At 49.6% G+C, this 24,134-nt stretch carries 25 protein-coding genes; 5 read left to right on the top strand and 20 right to left on the bottom strand.

Features of this window, described 5'->3' with window-relative positions:
* Positions 1 to 62: 62 nt before the first annotated feature.
* Complete coding sequence (locus B212_RS0112775) at positions 63 to 935, bottom strand: LysR family transcriptional regulator (RefSeq protein WP_019911190.1); 873 nt, start codon at positions 933 to 935, stop codon at positions 63 to 65.
* 126 nt (positions 936 to 1,061) lie between these two features.
* On the opposite strand from B212_RS0112775, the gene B212_RS0112780 reads away from it, so the two are divergent.
* Entirely contained in the window at positions 1,062 to 1,964 is a 903-nt protein-coding gene (locus B212_RS0112780; protein WP_019911191.1) for a DMT family transporter, read from the top strand.
* 98 nt (positions 1,965 to 2,062) lie between these two features.
* Here B212_RS0112780 and B212_RS0112785 read toward each other — a convergent pair whose 3' ends face one another.
* From B212_RS0112785 to B212_RS0112795, 3 genes are all read right to left on the bottom strand, one after another.
* Complete coding sequence (locus B212_RS0112785) at positions 2,063 to 3,592, bottom strand: MDR family MFS transporter (protein ID WP_332258042.1); 1,530 nt, start codon at positions 3,590 to 3,592, stop codon at positions 2,063 to 2,065.
* On the bottom strand, positions 3,592 to 4,206 hold the full coding sequence (locus B212_RS0112790; RefSeq protein WP_019911193.1) for a TetR/AcrR family transcriptional regulator: 615 nt from the start codon (positions 4,204 to 4,206) through the stop codon (positions 3,592 to 3,594). Before B212_RS0112790 ends, B212_RS0112785 begins: the two co-directional genes overlap by 1 nt.
* A gap of 197 nt (positions 4,207 to 4,403) precedes the next feature.
* A complete protein-coding gene (locus B212_RS0112795) occupies positions 4,404 to 5,177 on the bottom strand; it encodes a stalk domain-containing protein (RefSeq protein ID WP_198015857.1) in 774 nt (257 codons plus the stop codon).
* 197 nt (positions 5,178 to 5,374) lie between these two features.
* Between B212_RS0112795 and B212_RS0112800 the strand changes: the two genes are divergently transcribed.
* Complete coding sequence (locus tag B212_RS0112800) at positions 5,375 to 6,382, top strand: ABC transporter substrate-binding protein (RefSeq protein WP_019911195.1); 1,008 nt, start codon at positions 5,375 to 5,377, stop codon at positions 6,380 to 6,382.
* A 765-nt stretch (positions 6,383 to 7,147) separates the two neighbouring features.
* Here B212_RS0112800 and B212_RS0112805 read toward each other — a convergent pair.
* Positions 7,148 to 8,602 carry a DHA2 family efflux MFS transporter permease subunit gene (locus tag B212_RS0112805; protein ID WP_028530795.1) on the bottom strand — a complete coding sequence of 485 codons (1,455 nt, stop codon included), beginning with the start codon at positions 8,600 to 8,602 and terminating at the stop codon, positions 7,148 to 7,150.
* Positions 8,603 to 8,663: 61 nt separating this feature from the next.
* The gene (locus tag B212_RS0112810) at positions 8,664 to 9,233 is read right to left on the bottom strand and encodes a TetR/AcrR family transcriptional regulator (protein ID WP_019911197.1); all 570 of its coding nucleotides are present in this window, start codon (positions 9,231 to 9,233) and stop codon (positions 8,664 to 8,666) included.
* 163 nt (positions 9,234 to 9,396) lie between these two features.
* Here B212_RS0112810 and B212_RS0112815 point away from each other — a divergent pair, with 163 nt between their 5' ends.
* Entirely contained in the window at positions 9,397 to 9,837 is a 441-nt protein-coding gene (locus B212_RS0112815; protein WP_019911198.1) for a DUF4395 domain-containing protein, read from the top strand.
* A gap of 62 nt (positions 9,838 to 9,899) precedes the next feature.
* Here B212_RS0112815 and B212_RS0112820 read toward each other — a convergent pair whose 3' ends face one another.
* From B212_RS0112820 to B212_RS0112845, 6 genes are all read right to left on the bottom strand, one after another.
* Positions 9,900 to 10,436, bottom strand: coding sequence for a hypothetical protein (locus B212_RS0112820; RefSeq protein WP_019911199.1), 537 nt, complete (start codon positions 10,434 to 10,436; stop codon positions 9,900 to 9,902).
* Between the two features lie 41 nt (positions 10,437 to 10,477).
* Positions 10,478 to 11,446 carry an ROK family protein gene (locus B212_RS0112825; RefSeq protein WP_028530796.1) on the bottom strand — a complete coding sequence of 323 codons (969 nt, stop codon included), beginning with the start codon at positions 11,444 to 11,446 and terminating at the stop codon, positions 10,478 to 10,480.
* A 179-nt stretch (positions 11,447 to 11,625) separates the two neighbouring features.
* The gene (locus B212_RS0112830) at positions 11,626 to 12,369 is read right to left on the bottom strand and encodes an ABC transporter permease (RefSeq protein ID WP_198015924.1); all 744 of its coding nucleotides are present in this window, start codon (positions 12,367 to 12,369) and stop codon (positions 11,626 to 11,628) included.
* Between the two features lie 48 nt (positions 12,370 to 12,417).
* Positions 12,418 to 13,212, bottom strand: coding sequence for an ABC transporter permease (locus B212_RS0112835; RefSeq protein ID WP_028530797.1), 795 nt, complete (start codon positions 13,210 to 13,212; stop codon positions 12,418 to 12,420).
* A gap of 70 nt (positions 13,213 to 13,282) precedes the next feature.
* On the bottom strand, positions 13,283 to 14,338 hold the full coding sequence (locus B212_RS0112840; protein ID WP_019911203.1) for an ABC transporter ATP-binding protein: 1,056 nt from the start codon (positions 14,336 to 14,338) through the stop codon (positions 13,283 to 13,285).
* A 57-nt stretch (positions 14,339 to 14,395) separates the two neighbouring features.
* A complete protein-coding gene (locus B212_RS0112845) occupies positions 14,396 to 15,124 on the bottom strand; it encodes a GTP cyclohydrolase II (protein ID WP_442950113.1) in 729 nt (242 codons plus the stop codon).
* A 242-nt stretch (positions 15,125 to 15,366) separates the two neighbouring features.
* Here B212_RS0112845 and B212_RS0112850 point away from each other — a divergent pair, with 242 nt between their 5' ends.
* Positions 15,367 to 15,693 carry a winged helix-turn-helix transcriptional regulator gene (locus B212_RS0112850; RefSeq protein ID WP_019911205.1) on the top strand — a complete coding sequence of 109 codons (327 nt, stop codon included), beginning with the start codon at positions 15,367 to 15,369 and terminating at the stop codon, positions 15,691 to 15,693.
* Positions 15,694 to 15,792: 99 nt separating this feature from the next.
* Here B212_RS0112850 and B212_RS0112855 read toward each other — a convergent pair whose 3' ends face one another.
* Genes B212_RS0112855 through B212_RS0112870 form a run of 4 tightly spaced genes read right to left on the bottom strand, consistent with a single transcriptional unit; the run spans position 15,793 to position 19,331 of the window.
* Positions 15,793 to 16,677, bottom strand: a complete 885-nt coding sequence (locus B212_RS0112855; RefSeq protein WP_019911206.1) for an ABC transporter permease subunit — start codon at positions 16,675 to 16,677, stop codon at positions 15,793 to 15,795.
* Positions 16,674 to 17,666 carry an ABC transporter ATP-binding protein gene (locus tag B212_RS0112860; RefSeq protein ID WP_019911207.1) on the bottom strand — a complete coding sequence of 331 codons (993 nt, stop codon included), beginning with the start codon at positions 17,664 to 17,666 and terminating at the stop codon, positions 16,674 to 16,676. The genes B212_RS0112855 and B212_RS0112860 overlap by 4 nt, the downstream gene beginning before the upstream one ends.
* Positions 17,663 to 18,784: a hypothetical protein gene (locus tag B212_RS0112865; protein WP_019911208.1), complete on the bottom strand. Its 1,122-nt coding sequence runs from the start codon at positions 18,782 to 18,784 to the stop codon at positions 17,663 to 17,665. The genes B212_RS0112860 and B212_RS0112865 overlap by 4 nt, the downstream gene beginning before the upstream one ends.
* Before the next feature lie 13 nt (positions 18,785 to 18,797).
* Positions 18,798 to 19,331: a sigma-70 family RNA polymerase sigma factor gene (locus B212_RS0112870; protein WP_019911209.1), complete on the bottom strand. Its 534-nt coding sequence runs from the start codon at positions 19,329 to 19,331 to the stop codon at positions 18,798 to 18,800.
* Positions 19,332 to 19,566: 235 nt separating this feature from the next.
* On the opposite strand from B212_RS0112870, the gene B212_RS0112875 reads away from it, so the two are divergent.
* Positions 19,567 to 19,779, top strand: a complete 213-nt coding sequence (locus B212_RS0112875; RefSeq protein WP_019911210.1) for a hypothetical protein — start codon at positions 19,567 to 19,569, stop codon at positions 19,777 to 19,779.
* A gap of 47 nt (positions 19,780 to 19,826) precedes the next feature.
* Here B212_RS0112875 and B212_RS0112880 read toward each other — a convergent pair whose 3' ends face one another.
* The 4 genes from B212_RS0112880 to B212_RS0112895 form a co-directional block, all read right to left on the bottom strand.
* Positions 19,827 to 20,141 carry a hypothetical protein gene (locus B212_RS0112880; protein ID WP_019911211.1) on the bottom strand — a complete coding sequence of 105 codons (315 nt, stop codon included), beginning with the start codon at positions 20,139 to 20,141 and terminating at the stop codon, positions 19,827 to 19,829.
* A 100-nt stretch (positions 20,142 to 20,241) separates the two neighbouring features.
* A complete protein-coding gene (locus B212_RS0112885) occupies positions 20,242 to 22,947 on the bottom strand; it encodes a CHASE3 domain-containing protein (RefSeq protein WP_019911212.1) in 2,706 nt (901 codons plus the stop codon).
* A 36-nt stretch (positions 22,948 to 22,983) separates the two neighbouring features.
* Positions 22,984 to 23,370, bottom strand: a complete 387-nt coding sequence (locus tag B212_RS0112890) for a DivIVA domain-containing protein (protein WP_019911213.1) — start codon at positions 23,368 to 23,370, stop codon at positions 22,984 to 22,986.
* A gap of 117 nt (positions 23,371 to 23,487) precedes the next feature.
* Positions 23,488 to 23,847 carry a helix-turn-helix transcriptional regulator gene (locus B212_RS0112895; protein ID WP_019911214.1) on the bottom strand — a complete coding sequence of 120 codons (360 nt, stop codon included), beginning with the start codon at positions 23,845 to 23,847 and terminating at the stop codon, positions 23,488 to 23,490.
* Between the last annotated feature and the right edge of the window lie 287 nt (positions 23,848 to 24,134).

The following is a 24,134-nucleotide window of genomic DNA, read 5'->3' on the forward strand; positions in this document are numbered from 1 at the left end:
CACGCGTACATTCTCTCACGAAGATCGGCATTCGTCAATCACCAATCACCAATCGAACCAAGCTATTCTCCCACGAACCAATCCTGAACATGCTTCAAGAATCGTTTGGTTGCCGGAGACGCATATTTCATGGAATGGACAGCTATCCCTAGTGAGCGGAAGCTGCGCTCCTCCAGCTCCAGCATGGCTACGTTGTGCTTTTGACGCTGAATAACCAGCTCCGGCAAAATGCTGATGCCCAGCCCATTCTCTACCATCGCAATAATTGCATAATCATCTCCGGCTGAAAATTTGATGTTCGGCTTGATTCCGGCCTTCTCCAGCACCCGTCTGACATCATAATCCGAGCCGGCCTTCGGGATAATGAAATCCTCGTAGGCAATCTGCGCGAGCGGCATAAACGGCGCTCTGCTCAAGGGATGCTCCTTGGAGAGAATGGCCAGCATCCGGTCCTGCTTCAGCGGAAACACCTCGAATTTCTCTCTTGTAGGGAGCGAAATAAAGCCGCAATCAATAACTCCGGCCTCGATCCATTGCTCAATCTCCAAATATCCCCCTTCCATCAGCTTGAACTCAATATAAGGGTATTCCTTGCGGAATTCCTTAATCATTCCCGGCAGCCAATGCACTGACACACTGGTAAAGGTGCCGATTGTAATCGTCCCTGTCTCCAGTCCGTGGATGTCCGCAACCTGCTGCTTCAACTGCTCATTCCATTTGATAATCTCGCGGATAGGCTGAACAACCTGTTCCCCGTTTACTGTCAATTTAACGCCCGAACGGTTCCTAATCAGCAGGGAGAAGCCGAACTCCATTTCCAGGCTGCTGATTGTGTGGCTGATCCCGGACTGGGTGAAACCCAGCACCTCTGCGGCTTTGGTCAGGCTGCCCAGCTCGACAACCTTCAGGAACACCTCATATTTGCTAATACTCAAGCCTTTGGCACCTCCCGTTATACATGAATAATTCTCATGTTTTGTATGATAAACATTCAGTTACCTTATGTATTTGAGCGTATTATACTATAATCAATTGATTTATAGAAGAAGGATGATGATGAAATGAAGCCGCTCAAGGCTGAGCTGATGCTCTTTGTAGTAACCATATTCTGGGGTTCCTCCTACCTGTTCATGAAGATGGGGCTCGGGACTCTCGGGGAGTTTAATCTGATCGCGCTGCGCTTCGGACTGGCTTTTATCCTGGCGGCACTCCTGTTTCACAAGCGCCTCCGCAAGGTGGACACCAGAACACTGAAATACGGAGCATTGCTCGGATTCCTGCTGCTCGGCGTGTTTACTTGCATCACCTTCGGCCTTAAGACCACCACTACCTCGAACGCGGGTTTTCTCGTCGCCTTGACGGTTATTTTTGTCCCGATGATTGATGTGCTTGTATTCAGAAAAAAAGTCGCGCCACCACAAGCATTTGGCACTATATTGGCGATCGCCGGAATCGGACTCCTGACCTTAAATTCTTCACTCCGTATTCAACCGGGTGACTTCCTCTGCATACTCTCTGCTGTATTCTACGCGGTGCAGATTCTGCTCACTGGCAAAGCAGTCAAAACCTGCGACTCCTTAAGCATCGGCATTCTGCAGCTAGGCTTCGCCGGTGGATATGCGCTTGTCCTGTCCGCCTTGTTCGAGACCCCTTCGCTGCCCTCCTCGACGTCCGGCTGGATCGCCATTCTGGCGCTGGGACTCTTTTGCAGTGCCTGCGGCTTCATTCTTCAGCCCATTGCCCAGAAATACACGACACCGACCCGCACCGGTCTGATCTTCTCCATGGAGCCGGTATTCGCCGCCCTGTTCGGCTACTGGTTTGTCGGAGAGAAGCTGTCGATGCAGGGCTACACCGGAGCGGCACTCGTTCTGCTGGGCATCGCCTTCTCCGAGCTTTTGGGCAAAGCGCATTTTGCCCCCGGAGCTTTCAGGCTGCACAAGAAACGGCGGGCCAATTTATAGGGACTGGATATAATTTCAAGCAAAAAAATGCCGCAACAGCACAAGCTGAAGCGGCATTTTTGGAATTTAAGGATTTATATGTTTCACGTTTATTCAGATTAATGGCCCATCATCATCGCCGGATCGGTCGACTGGCCGTCTGGTGAAGCTTCAACAGCTACCTTCGGTTTGCGGAGAATTAGGCTTAGCACCACTCCCGCTATCGCAATGCAGGCGGACAGGAAGAACACATCATTGAACCCTAACACCATAGACGACAACGGATTGGACCCCGCGGCCATTTTGCCCATGTGAGTTGTAATCTGACTGGTCAGGTAACCGGTCATGCCTGCTACGGCAAAGGAAACAACTACTTGCTGTGCAGCAGCGGTTAGCGGAGTTACCCGGTTGACCCATTCACGCGGCGCAGAATTCAGTACATGTGTATTGACCGGCATCATCGACAAACCCATGCCCAGACCCATCAAGCCGAGACAGGCCATAATGACTGGAAGGCTTGTGTCTACGGTCACACCAGACAACAGGAACAGTGCCGTTGAAATAATACTTAGACCCACAAACACCAGCGGACGCGCACCGATCTTGTCAAACAATCTTCCGCCCAGCGGCATCCCAATCCCGGAGGCCAGCGCCTGCGGCAGCAGGATCAGACCGGTCTCAAGCGGCGTGTAATTGCGGATCTGCTGGAGATACAGCGGAACGAACAGCATGGAACCGAACAATGCCGCTTGCGTCACCCAGCTAAGAATAATCCCCCGGGTGAAATCCGATGAACGGAACACGCGCAGCTCAAGCAGCGGATGCTTGTGAAGCAGCTCGACGATAACAAACAGCACCAGCGCCACACCGCCTACAGCCAAGCCCACAACAGCTCCTGTCGAAGACCAGCTTTCGCTGCCGCCCTGATTTACACCGTAGGCGAGCATGGAGAACGCCACCGGAGCCAGAATGATACCCAGAATGTCGAGATGGGCTTTGCCCTTCTTTTCTGTCTTCGGCAAATATTTGATGCCAAGAATGATGCCGACGATTCCGATGGGAACGTTGATCAGGAAGATCCAGTGCCAGCTCACATACTCGACCAGCCAACCGGACAATACCGGTCCAAGTGCAGGAGCGAGCAGCATCGGAATACCCAGCATCCCCATAATGGAGCCTCTTCGTTCAGGCGGCGCAAGTCTGAATACCATCGCCATCCCTATTGGGGCAACCATCCCGCCGCCAAGTCCTTGAATGACCCGGAACAAAATAAGCTGTGTTGATGTCTGCGCAATTGAGCACAGCATCGAGCCTAAGACGAACATGGCAACAGTTGAGATGAAAACCTGCTTGGACCCGAAACGGTCTGTCATATAACCGGCCAGCGGAATGACGGCAGCCAAGGCGAGGGTGTAGCCTGTAATCGCCCACTGCACTGTTTTGAGATCCGTATTGAAGTAATCGACCAGCTTTGGTACAGCCACATTGACTACCGTACCATCCAGGATAACCATAATCATCCCGACAATAATCGCCAGCAGCGGCGGCAGTATAGCTTTTAATGAGAAAGGCTGCTCCACCGGGGCACTCTTCGCATTTGTTGTTTTTGACATGTATTCTCCACTCTTTCTCTTTTTATATATTTGCATTAATCAAAATAACGTTCAAACAGTCCGTCAATTTGTTCCCCAATGGAAGGAAGATTGAAATACGGCAGCATATCCGTCTGATTCTCAGGCAGGCTTGAGACCATGATTACCGGAAACACCACCGCGCCGTATAGCTGAAGATACATCGTCATCAGAGCATTTTTATTATGCTCACCGGTGATTTCCTGTATAGCCTGAAGAATCTTCTCGAGCCGCATCATTTTGCAGTAACGGGTGTATTCGTCCAGGGAACCCATGATATGGTGTCTCTGGTCAAGCATTTGTTTAGCCAATCCGGGGTAACGCTTAAGCTCTTCAATATAACGAAGAAAAAATTGCTTAAGCCGCTCCCTTGGAAGCATTGTGTCGTCCTCCAGCGCTGAAAAGGCATTGTCGAAGGTAGAGAGCAGTATCCGTACCGCATCTGCCAACAGCTTCTCTTTGGAGCCAAAATGATAATTGACAAGGGCCAGATTCGTTTCTGCTTTGGCGGCTATATTGCGCATGGTGGCACACTGGAATCCATCGCTGCGAATGAGATCTAAAGTCGCTTCAAGTATAGTTTGCTTCGTATCCTTGTCTGTTATTTCAACGATGTTGTCATCTTTCATCATAACTCTGGCTGATCCCCCCCCTTTCCTGGTACATGTTGCTAAACTCTGTTTTAAACAGCGTTTAATCCGAACTTAAAATTACTCTCAATTTAGGCTCCTGTCAAGCAAATTTATAGTGAAACGGTTTCATCCGCAAGACATCGTTCAACACAAAGAAGGCTGCTCATTCACAGCCCCCTGTACACCCCATATACCTGTTAATTCGCCTGGCTGGACTGAGCTTCATCCGCAATTACCGGCTCAAGCTTGAGTCCGCTGATTTTACCCGTTTTGTCTATTGACAGAGTCAATGCCACTTCAGCTTTGGTAAAAGAAAGCACGCTCTGGATCGTCATATTCTCCTCGCCCCACTGGCTTTCCGTTGCTTTTATGCCGAAGAAATTCCCAGCCGGACCCGCAATGCCTTCCCAGCTCTTCTGAATCTGCGGCAAGGAGAGCTGCTCCGCTGCCGGCTCACTGAAATAACGGTTCTGAAGCTCCTGGTATTTGCCTGCGGCAAGCAGCCCGGATACCGCTCCTGCCGTTACCTCGGGAGTGTAAATCTCAGCTTGGCTCTCGGCCTGGCTATAGGAGGTAATTAACCCAATCGCATGAAAAAAGGAAAGCGGAACATAAATCCGTTTCTGTCTGACCTCAATCGGTTCCTTGAAAGATATTTTTTCTTTGCCGTTAAGCGTAAGCTCTTGGCCGCTGAGCTTGAACTCAATGGTCTCTTTATAGCGTGTCAATTGGATTTGGCCTGTGCTGCCCTGGTAGGTTGTCTTGTACCTTAAGGCTTCGGCTGTCTCTCGCAGCGGTATCATAACCCCTGACCCATTCTTATAAGCTGATGCACCATCAAGCGGCAATAGCTGTCCATTCAGAACTACCTTCACATTATCTGCGGCTTGAACGCTCTGCGGCGATATAAATGCTGACCCGGCTGCCAATAACAGAATACTGAGGATAACGGCTGCGATTTTGCGTTTCACATCGGATTCCACCTCTCCTGTATTATTTACACAAGCTGCTGGGAATAAAACATACATTAAACATTAACCAAAAATCTGGATTTTATAACACCTGTAAGCAGCGTCCTATTATATCTTATGTATTGTGCAATTTGAAATGATGTGATAGCTTATTTGATAATGATTATCATTTTCATATTGGAAGGGGTTCACGATTCATGCAAAAAATTCACACCCGCCTAACGATGTTAAGCTCTCTACTTCTGTTCATGCTCTTGCTGTCTGCCTGCAGCGGCAATGCTAACAATAGCCGGAATGTTACATCCGCAGCAGACAGCAAAGACAATGTACAGACCTCGGCTCCAAGCTCAAGCCCATCTGCTGAGACGTTTGCTTCCGGGAAGACCCGCAAATTTACCGATTCCAAGGGACGTGAGGTTGAGATTCCGGTAAATCCGCAGAAAATTGTATATGTAGGAAGTGACCCGGGCGACCTGCTTGTGCTTGGTGTAAAACCTATAGGGGCAAGCCTGACGGTCATCGCATCACAGGTTGCTTATCCGGAACTCCTTGAGGGTATCGAAGATGTCGGCTATCCTTCCTCACCGGAGAAGATTCTCTCACTCAATCCTGATCTCATTATTTTCAGTGATTGGGATGAAAAATTGCTGGAGCCGCTGTCTTCCATTGCACCTACGGTCGTTATCGGTGAAGGTGATACGTATGTAAGATTGCGCCAGATCGCCGACGTTCTGGGCAAGCAAGACATCGCCGAGCAGAAAATAGCCGACTACGAGACAGATGCCGCCAGCGTTAAGGAGCAATTGAAGCTGAAACTGAAGTCAGGTGAAACCGCAACCGTCTTTCTCCAGCTTGGCAAAACACTATATGTTATGGGTCATCAGGGCATATCGGTATCGCTATATGATATGCTCGGATTCACGCCGAACCCTAAAGTTCAGGAGCTGATTAATCAGGGAGAACGGTTCAGCGAAATTTCGGAGGAGGTTCTGCCTTCTTATTCTGGAGATGTAGTCTTTGTGCTTGGCGATAAGACGAATGAAACCTCGTCAGCCTTGGACGGACTGCTGAACAGCGCTATCTGGAAATCCATCCCGGCAGTCAAGAACGGACAAATGTACTATGCCGACAGCAAGTGGAATTTCGATGATCTCCTGACAAGAACCCGCCTGCTTGAAGAATTACCGAAACTTATGGCTAAGTAGAACAGTTCTATCCTACTTACAATGGAAAATACTTATGCTAATTTTAGTAGTAGAGCGTCAGATTTTTTAACATGGCAGATTAGGGGCTGAGATGCCTGAAGGACGGAAGGCGTGGAGCGCTCCTCCCTCAGGTGTTCCCCTTTCCAGACGGGGTTCGTTCTTAAATTGGCGTTTCGCCCTTGCGTTACGGACTGAGGTGCGCTTAATTACGATGAGAGTCACGGCTTGGGTAAGTTTCGGACACCACAGGCCTTATGATGAAATATTCCGCTCCTAAACGTTCCTTGGAGAGACCATAAGCTCCCCTCGGTCCGTTAAGCCGCAAATAGTGGCGTTTGCTTGAAAATAACGGCTCTCCGGTCCCTAAGAGCCGACTTCGCTACTGCGGTTTCTCTACACCAACCCCTGCGTGTATGACTTCACCCACAGAGTTAGCTCTGATGCTGGACTAGTTTGGTGTTAGGAGGCGTTGGTATAAAATAACTGTCAACGTGATTTGTTACGCATTATTAATTCAGGTAAACCGCTTGATACAGCAAGCTTGTTGAGCAGATATGGAATTGAAAGTTATCGAATTGGCACTTGTATTAGAAGATATACCTTGTGATAATATTATGTATTTTTTTGGAAGACTGATATCTAAAAACTTGCCCTCCAAGCCGCCCAACTGGGCGGCTCTTCTGCTTTTCCTCGCCTTCATTCTGAATACTCTGACACAATAAAGAGCACACCCGCCTCGCGGATGTGCCCAATTTCTGATTCTTATTAATGCATCGACGCCTGTACTTTATGCTGAACAATGACACGCTTCAAGAAGAAGGCGACCAGCAGACCGATAACAGCCATCGCCATTCCAAAAATAAAGGCATTCTGCACACCTTGCGTAAACGCAGGCAGCAGATTGGCCGGGTCGGCCGGATTGCTCACCGACTGCAGATAGCTCTTGGAGCCTGCGGTCATGATGCTAACTGCCAGCGCCGTACCAATTGCACCTGCAACCTGCTGCAGGGTATTCATGATGGCGGTACCGTCCGGATACAATTCCATAGGCAACTGATTGATGCCGTTGGTCTGAGCAGGCATGAAGATCATGGATACCCCGATCATCAGCGCGCTATGCAGCACAATTACGAAAACTACAGTGGAGGTAGCATTGATGTTTGAGAAGAACCACAGCGATACCGCTACAATAACCAGCCCGGGAATAACCAGCCATTTCGGGCCGTATTTATCGAACAATCGCCCCATAACCGGTGACATCAGTCCGTTGATAAATCCTCCGGGCAGCAGCAGCAGACCGGCTTTGAAGGCTGAGTAGCCTTGCCCCTGCTGAAGATACATTGGAAGAATGAGCATTGAGGACAGAATGACCATCATGCAGATGAAGACCATCAGCACCCCAACCACGAACATCGGATACTTAAATGCACGCAGATTAATCATTGGCTGCTTCATCGTATTTTGACGGATGACGAACAGGACAAGCGCAATCACGCCAATGGCGATGGCAATGATCACTTTAGGGCTTCCCCAGCCCTCCGCTTCCCCGGCGCTGCTGAATCCGAACACCACACCGCCAAAACCAACGCTGGACAGCACAATCGACAGCAGATCCATCTTCGGCTTCGTGACCTCGGTCACGTTCTGCATGAACAGAATTCCGCTGATCAGGGCGATCACCAGGAACGGCAGAGACAGCCAGAAGATCCAGTGCCAGCTCAGGCTCTCAATCAGCAGCCCGGCAATCGTCGGGCCAATCGCAGGAGCGACCATGATGACAAGACCGATGAGCCCCATCGCCGCACCTCTTTTTTCAGCGGGGATAATGACCAGAATCGTATTGAACATGAGCGGCAGGAGCAGTGCGGTTCCCATTGCCTGAACGACACGGGCTGTAAGTAAAAATTCAAAATTCGGCGAAGCCGCAGCCAGGAACGTTCCCAGGATGGAGAAGGATACTGCGGCAACGAACAATTGTCTTGTTGTGAACCACTGCAGCAGCAGACCGGATATAGGAACAAGAATACCCAGTGTCAGCAGATAAGCTGTTGTCAGCCATTGTGCAGTGGACGGTGTAATATTGAGCACCTTCATGAGATCACTTAGTGCGACATTCAGAGCTGTCTCACTGAACATGCCGATAAACCCGGCAAGCAGCAGGGAGACGAGAATCGGAATGGTTTTGAACTTTTTTTCTCCGGTTTGTTTCTTTCCAGTCATAGTGGCTTCCACTCTTAGATCCTCCTGATTATACGTTTATTTCTCTCTCTGTGTTTCTTGCTTAACCCAGCAGTACAGGAACCATTCTGGCAGCAGCGAGCAGCGGAACAGTACTCCGGCAGGTCAATGTCTGCAATAGCGCTCCTTCGAACAAGGAGACGACTACAGACGCCCTATCCGCTGCTTGCCGGCTATCGCTTCCTTCCTCAAGCAGACGCTGCATAATCACATCCTGCCAGTCCTTGAATACAGCCTGGCATGCTGTTCTCAGTTCTTCGCTAATGCAGGAAGTCTCCACGGCTACCCAAAAGCTGAATGGGACTATTCCTGTATAATCGGATTCCTCCGCATCCTTGACCATCTGCATGATAAACTCCTGAACCGCCTGAACGATATTTACATCCTTCTCCACATAATGCCTAAGCTGCCTTGCGACGATTTCACTCGTCTTGTTGATACAGGTTAGGGCCAGCTCCTCTTTGCCGTGCGGGAAGTAATAATAGAGCGATCCCTTGGGCGAGTCGCTGTCCTTGATAATTTGACTCAGACCGGTAGCATGATAGCCTTGTGTAAAAAATAATCTTGTTGCGGAATCCACAATCGCATCACGCGCATTGGGCTTGTTTGACAAGCGTGCCACTCCTTCTTGTATTATAACGATTGGTCTACATAATAAAACCATGAATTTGCGGGAAATGTCAAGATTAATTTAAAATTAAAAGCATTTTTTGGATTGCCCTCATAAATTGAATGAGTTATAATTTTATTAATCCCATGCGAAAGGTGTGATTTAATTGAGTAAGAATGGCTCAAGTAGGGGAATTCCACGCCCACTTGTCAAAACCAATCAGGCGTTCATCGTCTTATCCGTACTGGCAACCTGGTTTACAGGTCAGTACTGGATTCTCGCAGTGCCGCTTGCCGCCGGACTGTCTGGCCTGTTGTTCGGTTACAATCCGGTCATTAAGCTTGCCGCCATTTTTCTGACCAAAGAACGTTCCAGCTATCTGCTTGAAGATTGGGATCAGCAGCAGTTCAACCAGAGCATCGCCGTCTTCTGCCTCACGGCCGGTCTGGTCAGCTTTCTGGCAGGCTGGACAGTGGCCGCCTACATCTTCACGGCTATGGTCGCCGCGGCTGCCACAGTCGCCATTCTCGGCTTCTGCATCGGCTGCTTCATCCACTATCAATGGAAAATGTACACCTATAGACGCAAGCAGAAAGTTGTGCATTGAATCTTCCCCCTGCATGCAGCGGGGCGCCTGACTGCCGCCAGGCGCCCGTGTCGCAATATGCTTTACTCCTCACGATCTTCCCCGGCAACATCCCAGCGATGCCTGAACTTCTCCAGACGCGGGTGTACATAAGCTGGGGCCGCTGACAGGATTAGACGAATCTTAACAATCCACTCCTCAAAAGAAGAATAGGAAGCGAACTGATTCGCCGTCTCCGGCGTCAGATACAGAAAATACGGCGATGGATACACGGTACTGATATGACGAAGGGCAGAATCCAGCGGCGTGTACTTCTTTCGTTTGCCTTCGAGACTCTCTACTGTAATGAAGGAACGCCCCTGTTCTCTTTTCCACTCATGCAGACGATCCTCCCGCTTATAGAACGCCTGTACAGGCTCTTTGCTCATCCGTCTTACCGTTTCTTCATGCAGAGGATACAGCACCAGCTTGGTGAATTTGCGGTCCGCCGCGGTTTGGGCTGCGAGTTCAAGCTCCTGATCCGTGATCCGCTCAAAAGAATCATAAAACACCAGCGTTCCCTTGCGCTCCGCAGCCGGCGGCTCGTAGCCGTAAGGCACTCTTTGAATGTCGTGTTTCATCATTGCCCTCCTGCTTAAATCTTCATTATGCTTACAGCATATCATGCTTGCCGCTTCCGGTATGCATAGGCTGCAGCTCCCAGCGTTCCCGCCCGGCTGCCAAGCCCGGCCTGGGCAATGCTGCACTTGCTGGCAGACAGCTTCAGCGCGTGTTCCTTCACGGTTGCACGGACACTGCGCAGCAGCCGCTCCCCAGCCGCAGACATCCCGCCGCCGATCACAATAACCTCGGGATTCAGCAGATTGATAACGTTAGCCAGTCCAAAGCCAAGCAGCGTCCCTGTCTCATGCATTACCTCCATCGCCAGCCCGTCTTCCAGATCGTAGGCTTCCGAGATCATCAGAGCCGTTATCCGCTCATTATCGCCGCTTGTCCAGGTCTGGATGATACTAGATCTGCCTTCGCCCAGCTTTTCCTTAAGCGTATTTACCATGCCCACCGCAGACACATATCTGCCCAGACAGCCTGAGCTCCCACAGCGGCAGGGACGGCCCTGCCTGTACATATTCATGTGGCCGATTTCGCCTGCACTGAACGTCGTTCCATAGACCACCTTGCCGTCACTCACAATCCCTGAACCCAGACCCGTTCCCAAGGTCAGCAGAACCACATTCTGATGCCCTTTTGCCGCGCCATGCAGCCATTCCCCATATAAATTCACTCTTACGTCATTATCAATAAACACAGGAAAGTCATAGTATGGCTTCAACTCATTTACAATATGTACTTGCTCCCAGCCCGGAAAGTTGGGTGAGAACAGGGACAACCCCTCCCTCGGATCAAGCAGCCCCGGAACTCCCATGCCCATGCAGGTGACGCTCTGTAGGCCGATCCCCTTGTCTTCGGTCAGCAGCTTTATCGCATAACGAATCCGGCCAAGCACATGCTCAGGCCCTTCCGCCGCCTCTGTCGGAACCGACACCTCGCCGACTGCGGCAAAACCGGTATCAAATAAAGCCGCCTTAATGTTGGTTCCGCCCAAATCCACTCCTATGATGTACGATCTCATTGTTCCGCGCCCCGCTTCCTTTTATCTCACTAATCATTATGGGGAACCGCTGCACAAGTTAAAAGAGATTTATGTAACATCTTATAATACTTTTGGAACAAACCTTATATTTCAAAAAAAAGACAGACCCGGCGGTTCACCGCCTGTCTGCCTTACTGCTGCTGCACTGGAGTCCGGTGTTATGAACCGGCCCCTTTATATCTTTTCACTCCGTAATTCCAGGATAGAAGTCCGATTCCCAAAAACACGGCTCCCACCACCGGAGTCAGCAGCGCCATATGCTGCATTTCTTCCCGGTGAAGAAACAACGCTGCCGGATAGACGCCGACAAAAGCAAACGGGACAATCCACGTAAGCAGCACCTGAATCGCACGGTTATAGATCGTTACCGGATAACGGCCGTAGGTCTGGATGTTGTACATGAGCGGCAGAATTCCGGTTGGAGCATCGGAATAGAATGACAATGAGGTCAGAGTCGTATAGATCCCTGTGTAAATCGCAACTGCGCTCAGCGTCAGGATAATCAGCATCGGAATCGTCCACCATTCAAAAGGCAGGCCCAGATTGCTGCCGCTGATCCCCATAACGATCAGTCCGATAATTGAACCGACCAGTGAGGGCGGGTCTACATTTTCCAGAAAAATCTGGAACAGATTATGTGCAGGACGGGTCAGGACGCGGTCCATTTCGCCTTTGACAATGTAGCGCTCACTGAAGCCCCACATATTCACGAAGCAACTGAAGACGCCAAAAGGCACCATAAAGAAGCCGTATACGAACACTACCTCATTCTGGCTCCAGCCGCCCAGGCTGTCGGTGTGCATAAAGATAACCAGAATGAAGATGAAGTTGGTCGCCTGAAACAGCAAATCCGACACCACCTCCACCCAGAAGTCAGCGCGGTAGGTCAGCCGGGTCTTCATATAATTTTTCAAATACTCAAATAATAATCCCAAGTAATACAACCTCGTTCACCCTCCCTGCACGAACAGCCGCTGACGCGCCGCATAGTATAGCCAGACAATTGGAATCAGCAGCAGCAGGAACCAGAAAACCTGGACCCCCAGCACATTCCAAATGCCCACGCCCTGAACCCGTCCCGTAAATACGGAGCCCGGCAGGTAGGTAATCGCTTGAAAAGGCAGAACTTTGAGGACAGAAGACAACCAGCCCGGGAACAAGCTGATCGGCACAATCAGACCGGAGAAGAGGTCAACCACGACACGCTTCATACGCATCATGCCCTCGTTGTTCTCCACGAAGAAGGCGGATAACCCTGTAATGACGTTAATCTGTGAACTGATCAGGAAGCTGAAAAAAAGCATAACGAGAAAGCCGGCCCAGGCCGAAGGTGCTGTCGGCAGGTGCACCGGAAACAACAGAACCGCAATCACCATGCCCGGGATCATCAGCATCATGAAGCGGAACACGCCTTCGCCAAGCCCCTGCATCATTTTGACCAGCACATAGTTATACGGCCGGATAAATTGAATAGCGATGCTGCCGTCCCGGATATCCGTAGAAATCTCCCGGTCGAGATTGTTGAAGTAAAAGGCCCTAGCCATCCACGAGACAGCAACATAAGTTGTCATCTGCGCACCCGTGAAGCCGCCGAGGGATTCGCCGTTGCCGTAAATGGCTTTCCAGGTGAAATAATTCACCCCAATGTTCAGCGTATAAATGAGAATGCCGGAGTAATAATTGACACGGTAAGCCAGCATGGTCAGAAAACGGATGCGGATAAAATCAAAATAAGCGCCGAGCAGCAGCCGCCATCCCTTCTCGTCTGAACCGCCCGCAGAGGAGCCGCCATCTGCTGTCGCAGCTCTAAGCTTGTTAGACATGGATGACCTCTTTCTCATCCTGCAAAGCAAGGATCTTCTCCTCCGGTTTATCCGCCGAGCCTGATTGATAAATGCTGCGGACGATATCATCCGTATTCGTTTCAACAATCTTGATATCCGTAATATCCGCTTGTCCAACGACTCTTCCGAGCACATCGGATACATTCAGCTCCAGTGGAATCCAGACCTTGGCGCCAAGATCATTCTCGGCTGTCCAGGTCACCGGCATCCCTTCTGTCCAGTGCATAAGCTGTGCAAGCTTCGTGGCAGTCCCGAATTGGAAAATCACCTCACGACCGGTTCCCCAGCGCTGCTTCAATTCCTCAAGGCCGCCATCATAAATAATCCGTCCGTCATCCAGCATAATCACCCGGGAGCACAGCGCTTCAATATCCTGCAGGTCATGGGTGGTCAGCAGAATCGTCGTGCCATGCTCGCGGTTCATATCCTTCAGAAACTGGCGGATTTCCGACTTCACAACAATATCCAGACCAATCGTCGGCTCATCCAGAAACAGAATGGACGGATTGTGCAGCAGTGCCGCAACCAGTTCACACCGCATCCGCTGTCCAAGGCTTAGCTTACGGACCGGACGGTTAAGCAAATCCTGAAGCTCCAGCCGTTCAACCAGCTCATCCAGCCGCTTCTTGAATTCGATCTCCGGCACCCGGTACACCTTGCGCAGCAACTGGAAGGACTCAATAACGCCGATATCCCACCATAGCTGGCTGCGCTGTCCGAATACAACGCCGATATTGCCTACAAATTTCTCGCGTTCCTCATAGGGTACATAACCCCCAACGGAAAGACTGCCGGAGGTCGGAACCAGAATGCCGGTGAGCATTTTGATTGTAGTTGATTTGCCTGCACCATTCTCGCCGATATAGCCGCAAATCTCGCCCTGCGGAATGCTGAACGAGATATCCTTTACCGCTGTAACCTCGGAATATTGCCGCTTAAACAAATCAGCGAAGGCCCCTTTGAGGCCCTCGCGGTTTTTTTGGACTTTGAAGGTTTTGCGCAAGTCCTGCACTTGAATTGCATTCATATTGTACCTCACTAGGACTAAGAATTAGGTTCAGTAACCCATTATAACATCTCTGTGTTATTTGGCTACTCGTCCCTCAAAAAAATCGCCGTTCGGCACTGCCTCCAGATGGCCCGAACGCGTCACTTTCGTCCGCAAGTACTTTTCATTGAAAACCGAAACATCGCCCCATAAAGGTACTCTTTTGCCAGTATTCATGCCGGCCGCCTTCAAGGCATCCAGCTTCTTCGGATTGTTCGTAATTAATGTCACAGGTTTGCTGCGCAGGTGCTGCAGAACGCTGATCGCATCTCTATAGTCTCTGGAATCATCGGCAAAACCCAGCTCCAGATTGGCTTCAACAGTATCATACCCTTCTTCTTGCAGAATGTATGCCATAGCCTTGCTGAACAGGCCGATGCCTCTTCCTTCGTGATTAGCCAGGTAAAATAGGGCTCCCGATCCATGCTGCGCAATCATCTTCATTGACTGGCGGAGCTGGAATCCGCAATCGCAGCGTTTGCTGCCAAAAATATCTCCGGTATGGCAAATGCTGTGCATGCGGATCAGCGCATCGTCAGAATGTTCAAAATCACCGTAGACCAGTACGCTGGATTGCTGTCCTTCCGCAAGATTCATCGAGGATAGCCGCGAAATCAGCAGTTCAGTCGCTTCTTTGCTGTCGCCGCCCTGCAATTCCTCGTCCGTGGCTTTGAGCCAGCTATACCATTTGAAGGTAACGGTCTCTCCATCCAGATTCACAGGCAGTGTGATAGGTCCGACTAGTATATTAGTGGAATCATCCATGGTAATCCGTTTGATTTTATTCTGCAGAATGGATAAGATTTCTGGTTTGATCATGATAACACCGTCCTAAACATATAATGTAAAATTTTAATATTCCAACTTTATTCCAACCAATTGAGTGAGTAACTATTTGTAAGTTAGTTTATCATTGTAATATAACTTCGTCAAGTTATAATATATATTTAAATAATAATGATTACTTATTGTAAGTTTATGATATAATGAATGTGGAGGTGAGCTTTATGGAAAATTTCGAAATGTGTCCTCGCTTTGAAAAAGCGGTAGACGTGCTTAGCAAACGCTGGGTTGCGCTTATAGTATTCGTGCTCATGAATGGTCCCCGCCGGTTTGGAGAAATTGAGAGCTGCCTGTCCAATCTTAGCGGCAAAGTATTGTCCGACCGCTTGAAGGAAATGGAGAACGAAGGCATCATTCAGCGCACAGTCTACCCTGAAATCCCTGTACGCATTGAATACTCATTAACCAGCAAAGGTAACGCACTCGCTCCAATTCTTGGTGAAATCAGCAATTGGTCAACAGATTGGATTGAGATCGGCGCAAGTAAATGAAGTCCGCCATGCATGCGCAAACAGCGCCCTTATCCGGTTCCATCTAAAGGAATCAGCTAAGGGCGCTATTTGTTATGTTTATTGTTAATGAAAGCAGGGCTACAGATCCTTCCGCTGAAACCGCAGCATGCCTATTGCAAACACAACAACCGTATACAGCGTGGCATAAACGACAAATGAATTCGAAGGACTGGAGCTCATGTCCAGCAGTGTAAAGGAACTGATATTCATATTAATCATACTGCTAATTTCAGAGAGGTTGAACAGCTCCGCTGTCATTTTGCGCTGCAGTCCATCCGCCGGCATAAGCAGTGACATGATCCCTGTCAGATTGTGCAGCGTATGCTGCGCTTCTTCCTTCAAACCAAGCGAACCGCTTAGCTTGTCGATCATTCCGCCGATCCAGCCCGCTCCGTAGAGCATGGTCATGAAGACACCGTTCCCGATTGCCGAGAACAGGCCGGAGCCAAGCATGGACAAGCTGATCAGCAGCGGCACTACAGAGGCGAAGAGCAGGAAAGCTTGTACAAGAGCTGCCCCGTCGCGGGGGATGGCGGCATGCGCATCCGCTATCAGCAATATGGCGGCAAACAGAAGCAATGCGTAAAGAATTCCCAATGTGACATAACCGAGCCAGCGGCCAAGATACCATTTCCAGCGCGGCAGCGGACGAGGCAGTAAAGCTTGCATAACCCCCTGTTCCGCTTCCCCCGCGATGGCCGAGAAGGAGCTGAAGATTGCCAGAAATGCGATGACAAACGCTCCGAAGAAATAGCCTACGGATAAAATAAATACGCCCCTTGTAAAACTTTCAATCAGGCTGTCCCCGTTCGCGATGCCCGATCTCTGGGGGGACCCGCTCTGTCCAAGAGTAGACGCAACAAACCAGAAGGCGAGCAGGAAGGCAGCAGTCATCAGCAGCGTCATCAGCATAACCTTCTTGCGGAGCAGCTCCCGCCAGGTCATTCCCATTATAATCCTCATTCCCGCTCCCCCCTGTGGCTAAGACCTGAAACAGCATCCATGAACCATTCTTCCAGCCGTTCCTTTTTACTGGTAACCTCATATAAGGTCATGCCCTGCCGGATTATCAGTGTATTCAGCCAGCCGACTTGCTCCTCACTCTCGACCTCCGCCTCCAGCCACACAGTGCTGTCTTCAATCGGTGAAGGCGCTATAGCCCTGCCCTCTTTACAATCCGCTTTCTCCGCCGACTGTCTAATCTGCAGCCCGGTCTGCTCAATCAGCCAGGACAGCAAAAAAGGCGAAAAGCCGCCCACTTTAAAATGCCAGCTAGTTCGCTTATTTAATACTTCCGAGACTGTACCGTGCCGCAGGATCTCGCCGTTATTCAGCAGCGCCATCCGGTCGCACAGCACCTCAACATCCTCAAGCAGGTGAGAGTTGAGAAAAATAGTAATGCCCCGCTGCTTCAGCCCATCCAGTATACTCCGCACTTCCATACGGCCAATAGGGTCAAGAGCCGATGAAGGCTCGTCCAGAAAAACAAGCTCCGGATCATTCACAAGTGCGCAAGCGAGGCCTAACCTCTGCTGCATCCCCTTGGAATAATGCTTCACGCGGTCACGGCCACGCTGCCCAATCCCCACCTCTTCCAGCAGCTCAGGTATTCTGCGGTCTGCTACGGGCTTAGCGATACGGCATAAGCGGGCGTGAAGTCTAACCACCTCTTCCCCGGTCAGCCATTCCTGATACCGGTACAGCTCCGGCAGATAACCGATCTTCTCCTTGGCCGCAAGTGAGCCGATCGGATGCCCGAATATAGCGGCGCTTCCGCTGGACGGCCGGATTAATCCGGCCAGCATTTTGACAAAGGTGCTTTTTCCGGCACCGTTGGGACCGAGGAAGCCAAAGGCTTCCCCTTTCTCAACAGTAATAGTAACATCACGGCAGCCGCGTCCATTGCTGTATTCCTTGGTCAATAGCTGTGCTTCGATTGCAGGTACACTCATTGCGCGATCAACTCCTGAAGCTGGTTCATGAACTTTTCTTTATCCTGATATAGCGATCCTCCCGACAGCTCTAGCAGTTGCCCCTTGTTCACCCAGGTTGCATTGTAGACAGGCCCATTGAAATATTCCTTGGTTTCCAAGATCACCTGTGTCCCGTTCACGGTGATCTGCTCGGAATGATTCCCTTTAATCAGAGGCATAGGGATATCTCCGGCCAGAATACTGCTTAGCTGCAGACTGGATTTCAAACTATCCGGCAGCAGCGGGAAGTCCAGAACCGCCCGGACAGCTTCTTCGACATTAATAGAAGGATCAACATCCACCACAGGTGTATTCATCTGCAAAAGACTTGCCCAACGGTCATCCTTGGACAGATCGTAGCTTACGGACTCGGGAACCTGTAGAGTGACCGGTTTGCCGTCAATGGATTCGGGCAATAGCTGTTTCGCTCCCAGACGCTTCAGCGCTTGGTTTACCTCATCGACCTTCAATGTCAGCGTAATCTTCTGTGAAGGACTTACAGACACCGATTTAATGTGGTTAAAAGCTTCACCCGTCAGCGCAGCGTAGCCCAGTTTGTCTTTCAGTGCATTCACTGGAAACACGCCGTACACCGTGCCGGAGGAATTGCTGAAGCTGCCGAATTTGTTAACCGCTTCACCAATAGTCCCTCCCTCCCCGAGCTGGTAGAACAGGTTTCGCAGATCATCTTCATTGACCAGCGTAACTTCCTGTACGCGGAATTGACCCAGTATGGCAGCCATTGCCGTGTTGCCTACAGGTGTGGAGAGTATTGCGGCAAATGCGGCTACGCCGGCTGCTGCTGCCGCCCATTTCCGGCGCCGGGTCATTACGGTACGCTGTGAGCGGCCACGGGTCTTTCTTTCATCTGTATACTCAGGTGCTCCGGGCGCTACTGCCTGCAACTCTGCAGTTTCATTGATAAGCGCTTCTGCCGCGTCTTCCCCATACATTGAAGGTTCATGCTGAGTCACTGCGCGCTGCCCCCAGGTTGCCCATACCGGATTCACTGGTTCAGTGGAGAGCTTCTGCTCCATTTTCGTCCATGCTTCATCCGTTCCGGGGTTATCTGTAAGTTTATTTACAGGATTGGTCATTTCATGGTTCCTCCTAAAAATTGGTTTGTGAGTCCGGCTGTGGAAGCGACTCCGTTGCCTGCTGTCTTAATTTGTAAGTGGCCCGGCTAAGCAGCGTTCCGACAACCGGCGGATTAACGCCAAGCTGGACGGCAATCTCCGAGTAGCTGTAGCCTGAGTATCGCAGCAACAGCGCTTGTCTGTCCCTCTCAGGCAGGCCGTCCAGCCATCCCCGCACATCCTCCTGATCCAGCTTGCTAAGTACAGTCTCTTCACCGGTTGGAGGACCTGCCTCTGTGCCGAACAGCAGCTCCTGCTTATCCTGGAGCTTCCGCTCCCTGACTTTTTTATTTAAGTAATCGTATCCGATCCGGGTAAGCACTCTATGGAGCCAAGCCCCAAGTGCGTCCGGATCATCGGGCGGATTGCGGTATAATCTGAGAAACACATCCTGCGCCAAATCCTCTGCTGCCGACTCGTCGCGTACCAGTGCCGTCAGCTTTCGCTTCACCACCGGATAGTGTTCATAAAATACAGTGCGAAACAGTTCAGATTCCGGAAATTCCATTCTGTAAATCCTCCTTATTAGCTGCAGCTATAAGTAAGACGAATGTCAGCGCCATTTTGTATCATAATTCAATACAATTATCATAACATTTCTAATTCTTCCGAATATAAACGCAGAAAAGCAGCTCCTCAAATATGAAAGGAACCGCTTTTTTATATGCAGCATATTGCTTATCCCAGATAAATATAGTAATTTAAGAATTGAACCAACCAAAATATGAAAGGTGGAACCGGCAATGGAAAAGATGTGTATGGAAATGATGATGAACATGTGTATGGAAGACATGATGTCCAAGATGAACACCATGAAGATGTGCATGGAAAAGATGACTGAAATGGGCATGATGGACATGGACATGGATATGATGATGAAGAAAATGCAGGACTGTGATGAAATGATGACAATGTGTATGACGATGATGCGCGAAGGAATGCAAATGTCCAAGTAATAATCTTTCACAGGTTCTGGCAGAGCAGACTAACTGCATGCCTTTTTTTATTTAATCTTAATGTATCTCTCTTGAATTTGCTTGGCTATTGTAATCCGCTCCAGCTTCAATTCCCAAATCCGTTCTTTCCACAGTCCGCTTTCCCGGGCGGCTTCATTATCTTTCAGCTTATCGAACAATTCCATCAGCATCAGGTTGATGTGATCAAATCTGTTCCAGAGCTCTGTGACACCCTCTATTCTTCTCTGCTCTTCCGATGTTTCCTTAAAATTCTTCAAGCTCTCTATGATGTCAGCCTGCCACTGCTCATCGTTAATTGATTTGGCGTAGTTGTAAAGATCCAGATAATCATTGACTGACATGTGTACCGACTCCTTAATCCGTATATACCAAGTATTATACTCGGTATTATAGATATTGCAATAGCCCCGAATAAATAATTCGGGACCGTTGTTCTGCAATTTACAGAGCCGGTTCTTCAAGCCATCTGCACATCCGCGTCACTACATCCTGTAAAACCACAGGTTTGGTTATAAAATCGGAAGCTCCGGCTGCCAGGCACCGCTCGCGGTCTTCCTTCATCGTTTTGGCCGAGATTGCGATAATTGGAAGCTCCGGCAGCAGCAGCTCTTCACGGATAATGGACAGCGTATCATACCCGTCTAAATTCGGCATCATGATGTCCAGCAGCACAATATCCACATCTGGATGCTCCCTAACCTTTTGCAAGCATTCAAACCCTGACTGTGCCGTCAAAATATTCATTTTATAGGGTGCAAGGCCGGTCTCAAGAGCATAGATGTTGCGTATATCGTCGTCAACGATCAGCACCGTTGTGCCGTTTAGCTTCCGATATTCTTCATCGAAAAGGTTCTTGTCCGCTTCGAGCGGGCGGCTGTGCGAATCCTCCCGTTCAAGTGCAGCAGCGGCCTCTGAGGTCGCCTGCACTATGTCGGTATCCTCCTCACGGCAAGGAAGATAAAGCGTAAAGGTGCTGCCTCTCCCCTCTTCACTGTCCAGCTCAATCGTACCGCCAAGCAGCCTGGCAAGCTGAAGCGATATTGACAATCCCAATCCGGTGCCGCCGAATTTACGGGCCGTTGTGCCGTCAGCCTGACGGAAAGCTTCAAAGATCAGCTCCCGGTTCTCCTCGGAGACCCCGATTCCGCTGTCCATGACGGCAAAAGTGATCACTGGGCCGGCACTTTCATAATCGGCTCCTGAATAGGACTCCAGACGGTTAACTACAACCTCTACAAAACCCTCCGCAGTAAATTTGAAAGCATTGGAGAGCAGGTTCCGCAGAATTTGATGCAAACGCATTTCATCCGTAAAAATCATATCAGGAACCTCTTGCCGAAGAGTCACTTTAAAATCAATATGCTTCTGGTCGGCTGTTGTGCTGAAATAGCCCAGCAGCATAGCAGGCACCTCAGTAAGATTGACTGCCTCCCATTCCACCAGCATTTTACCGGCTTCTACCTTGGACAGATCCAGAATATCATTGATCATCGCGAGCAAGTCGCTGCCGGACGAATGGATTACCGAAGCATAGCCCATTTCCTCTTCCGTAAGCGTCCCGTTGCGATTCTCAGTCAGCAGTTGTGACAGTATTAGCATGCTGTTAAGCGGCGTACGGAGCTCATGCGACATATTGGCCAGGAACTCGGATTTATAGCTGGAGCTTTGCTCGAGCTGTTCATTATATTTTACTAGCTGAACGGCTGCATTCTCTGCCACCGTCTTCTGATGATCCAGCTCCCGGTTGAGAATCAGCAATTCATGGGTATGGTTCTGAAGCTCCCCGGTCTGCACCTGCAGCTCTTCGGATTGCACCTGGAGTTCCCCGTTCATCACCTGTGATTCATGGTACAAATACTGGATTTCCATACGGGTGATAACAGAATTCAAGGTTACCCCCAGCACATTCAGCAGCTCTGTCAAAAGCTTAAAATGGTAGGGGGCCCATTTCGTAAGCGAGGCTATCTCCAGTACTGCTACCGTTTTATTCTCAAAAAGCACCGGGGCAATTACCGCAAACCTGGGTGCAGTTCTCCCGAGACCTGAATTAATACGGATATAATCTTCCGGCAAATTCTCAATAACCATAAGTCTCTTATCCGCTGCGCTTTGGCCGATCAGGCCCTCGCCGGACTTGATGGTGTCTGCGCCGAAGCGGGTTTCTTGATCCTCTGCCCCGGCATACGAGTAGACCCGCTTGAATTCTCCCTCTTTGTTAAGCACAAAAATGGCGCCGTATTGCATCTCCAGCATAAGCGACAGTTTATTCATAAAGGTTCTGCCCAGTAAAGAAAGCTCTGTCGCTTCCTGAATTGCCAAAGACATGGCTGCCAGTTGATCACTGCTCCATTGCTCCCGCTGCACGGTATCCAGAAGATCATTTGTTGCATTCGCCAGATCATAGATTTCATCAAGGGTTCTTACTTTAATGCGCTCTGACATGTTGCCGCCGCCAGCGATGCCGTGAATCGCCTCAATCACTCTTCGCAGCGGCTTGGCGATGCTCTCAGAGATCAGGTAGGTAACAAGCGAAGTCAGCACTGCCACCAGTATCCACAGAATATACATTGTTACCATAAGCTTGTGGTTGCCCGCTTTGAGATCAACAATGCGTCCAGTGGTCAGCTTGCGTTCGTTATCGCGGAAATAATCAGACTGCTTGCGGATGGAATCAATAATTAATTTGCCGGTATCATTGCGGAAAAATGCGGCAACCGCCTTATCCTGTCCATTCCGCTTAAGCTCCACAACATGCTGCCCGGCGGATGTGATCCATAGCTCAATGTTGTCTTTGATCGTTCTCAGATTCTGCAGTTGGCCCGGATTATCGGCGATCAGTCCGCTTAATTTCTCGTAATTCATCCGCCACTGCACACTTCCATCATTATAGGACTGCAGATAGTCGCTATTGCCGGTAAGGGCATAACCCCGTTGACCGGATTCCATATCAAGCACATTTTTCTCTATCTGATAGGTAAGCTCATGCACCTGCATATCATGCTCGCTCAGAAAAACAGTCTCTTTCTCAAGATCAGTAATCCTAGTGGATACAACGATGAGAAACAGACCTAGCATAAATAGGATCATGATATATCCAAGCGAAATTTTGCCCCGGATTTTCAAGCTCCAGGCTTGCTTGTTCAGCAATGGTCTAACCTCCATCGTGCGTCCCATGATATGATCTTACAGATAACCTTCGCTCCGGGGCAATCTGTCCTTTAACTGCCGTACATTACTCTCCAGCTTGAGAATAATATCCTCCAGATCCAGCGGATCAATACCTCTAACGATTGGTGCAGGAATGGGTTCCGGTGCTTTGGCCTTGTCCTTCAATTCGCGCAGCTCAATCTGCTGCTCCTGCCATTTATCCATCAAATCGGCAATCGTAGCATAAAAACGTTCGTAATCCTTGATTACGCTATCCAGGAACGTGTCCACTTCCTCTGCGTCATAACCGCGCAGCTTCGTGTTAAATTCCTTCTCATGAATTGTCAGCGCGTCGAGTGTAATGCCAAGCTGGCTGAATAGCTTTCTTTGCTTGTCCAACCGGCGTTTCATGTGTTCGTCCATTTAAGTTACCTCCAAGTATATACTGCATTCATCCGGCAGTAATCATTATAACAGGGTGACAGCAAGCTGAAAATATCACTAAAGTTGTAGTTCTGATGCCCGGTAAAATGCGTCATTCTAATAGTTATCTGCAACAGCTTTATTTAAAATGCCCAGACAGCGGTCCAAATCCGTCTTCACCTGTTTTTTGTACAGCTTCGCCTTTTCCTCTCCATCCGCTGTGAAGTGGTACAGCACAATTTCCTGAAAATCCACTTTAGGGTCGTTCCCCTTCAGTTGTTTGGTACGGTATAGAATCCCCTGCTGGACCAGTTCATGAAGAGCGCGGTAAATTTCACTTTGAGGCGGCGAATAGCCGTGTGCCTTGAAGTCTCTGCGCAAATCCTCCAGCATCTGATAGCCGTAGCCTTTATGCTGTTCAACCATCGTAATCAGGTATACCTTGATAAAAGCCCGTTGGGCAATCATAAACGCCATAAGACACCTCCAAAGGGGTAGATTACCTTAAGTTTCCTGCTCTAACTCTAGTATAAGCACTATTTTCCAAGTTTCACAATAAGAAATTTTGGGAGTGTTGCCCACCTTTTTCTTTCGGGATAAGTGATAAGGGCAGGTGTAGTTGTAGGGTCAGGAGATGTAACAAGGGTGCTTTTGTTTTGATTTTTCTATTGTGAATTTTTCATATGATGAAATGTAAGAATTCCAGGTGTGGATTAAGGCAATATAAAAAGACTGCAGCCCAGGTGATCATGCCTGTGGTGCAG

The sequence above is a fragment of the Paenibacillus sp. HW567 genome, assembly GCF_000374185.1.
Classification (GTDB): domain Bacteria; phylum Bacillota; class Bacilli; order Paenibacillales; family Paenibacillaceae; genus Paenibacillus_AQ.

Coding starts and splice junctions, on each gene's coding strand:
- B212_RS0112780 (WP_019911191.1), top strand. CDS start 1,062: ATGAAGCCGCTCAAGGCTGAGCTGATGCTCTTTGTAGTAACCATATTC.
- B212_RS0112785 (WP_332258042.1), bottom strand. CDS start 3,592: ATGCAAATATATAAAAAGAGAAAGAGTGGAGAATACATGTCAAAAACA.
- B212_RS0112790 (WP_019911193.1), bottom strand. CDS start 4,206: ATGATGAAAGATGACAACATCGTTGAAATAACAGACAAGGATACGAAG.
- B212_RS0112800 (WP_019911195.1), top strand. CDS start 5,375: ATGCAAAAAATTCACACCCGCCTAACGATGTTAAGCTCTCTACTTCTG.
- B212_RS0112805 (WP_028530795.1), bottom strand. CDS start 8,602: ATGACTGGAAAGAAACAAACCGGAGAAAAAAAGTTCAAAACCATTCCG.
- B212_RS0112820 (WP_019911199.1), bottom strand. CDS start 10,436: ATGAAACACGACATTCAAAGAGTGCCTTACGGCTACGAGCCGCCGGCT.
- B212_RS0112825 (WP_028530796.1), bottom strand. CDS start 11,446: ATGAGATCGTACATCATAGGAGTGGATTTGGGCGGAACCAACATTAAG.
- B212_RS0112830 (WP_198015924.1), bottom strand. CDS start 12,369: ATGAAGACCCGGCTGACCTACCGCGCTGACTTCTGGGTGGAGGTGGTG.
- B212_RS0112840 (WP_019911203.1), bottom strand. CDS start 14,338: ATGAATGCAATTCAAGTGCAGGACTTGCGCAAAACCTTCAAAGTCCAA.
- B212_RS0112845 (WP_442950113.1), bottom strand. CDS start 15,124: ATGGATGATTCCACTAATATACTAGTCGGACCTATCACACTGCCTGTG.
- B212_RS0112850 (WP_019911205.1), top strand. CDS start 15,367: ATGGAAAATTTCGAAATGTGTCCTCGCTTTGAAAAAGCGGTAGACGTG.
- B212_RS0112855 (WP_019911206.1), bottom strand. CDS start 16,677: ATGAGGATTATAATGGGAATGACCTGGCGGGAGCTGCTCCGCAAGAAG.
- B212_RS0112860 (WP_019911207.1), bottom strand. CDS start 17,666: ATGAGTGTACCTGCAATCGAAGCACAGCTATTGACCAAGGAATACAGC.
- B212_RS0112865 (WP_019911208.1), bottom strand. CDS start 18,784: ATGACCAATCCTGTAAATAAACTTACAGATAACCCCGGAACGGATGAA.
- B212_RS0112870 (WP_019911209.1), bottom strand. CDS start 19,331: ATGGAATTTCCGGAATCTGAACTGTTTCGCACTGTATTTTATGAACAC.
- B212_RS0112875 (WP_019911210.1), top strand. CDS start 19,567: ATGGAAAAGATGTGTATGGAAATGATGATGAACATGTGTATGGAAGAC.
- B212_RS0112880 (WP_019911211.1), bottom strand. CDS start 20,141: ATGTCAGTCAATGATTATCTGGATCTTTACAACTACGCCAAATCAATT.
- B212_RS0112890 (WP_019911213.1), bottom strand. CDS start 23,370: ATGGACGAACACATGAAACGCCGGTTGGACAAGCAAAGAAAGCTATTC.
- B212_RS0112895 (WP_019911214.1), bottom strand. CDS start 23,847: ATGGCGTTTATGATTGCCCAACGGGCTTTTATCAAGGTATACCTGATT.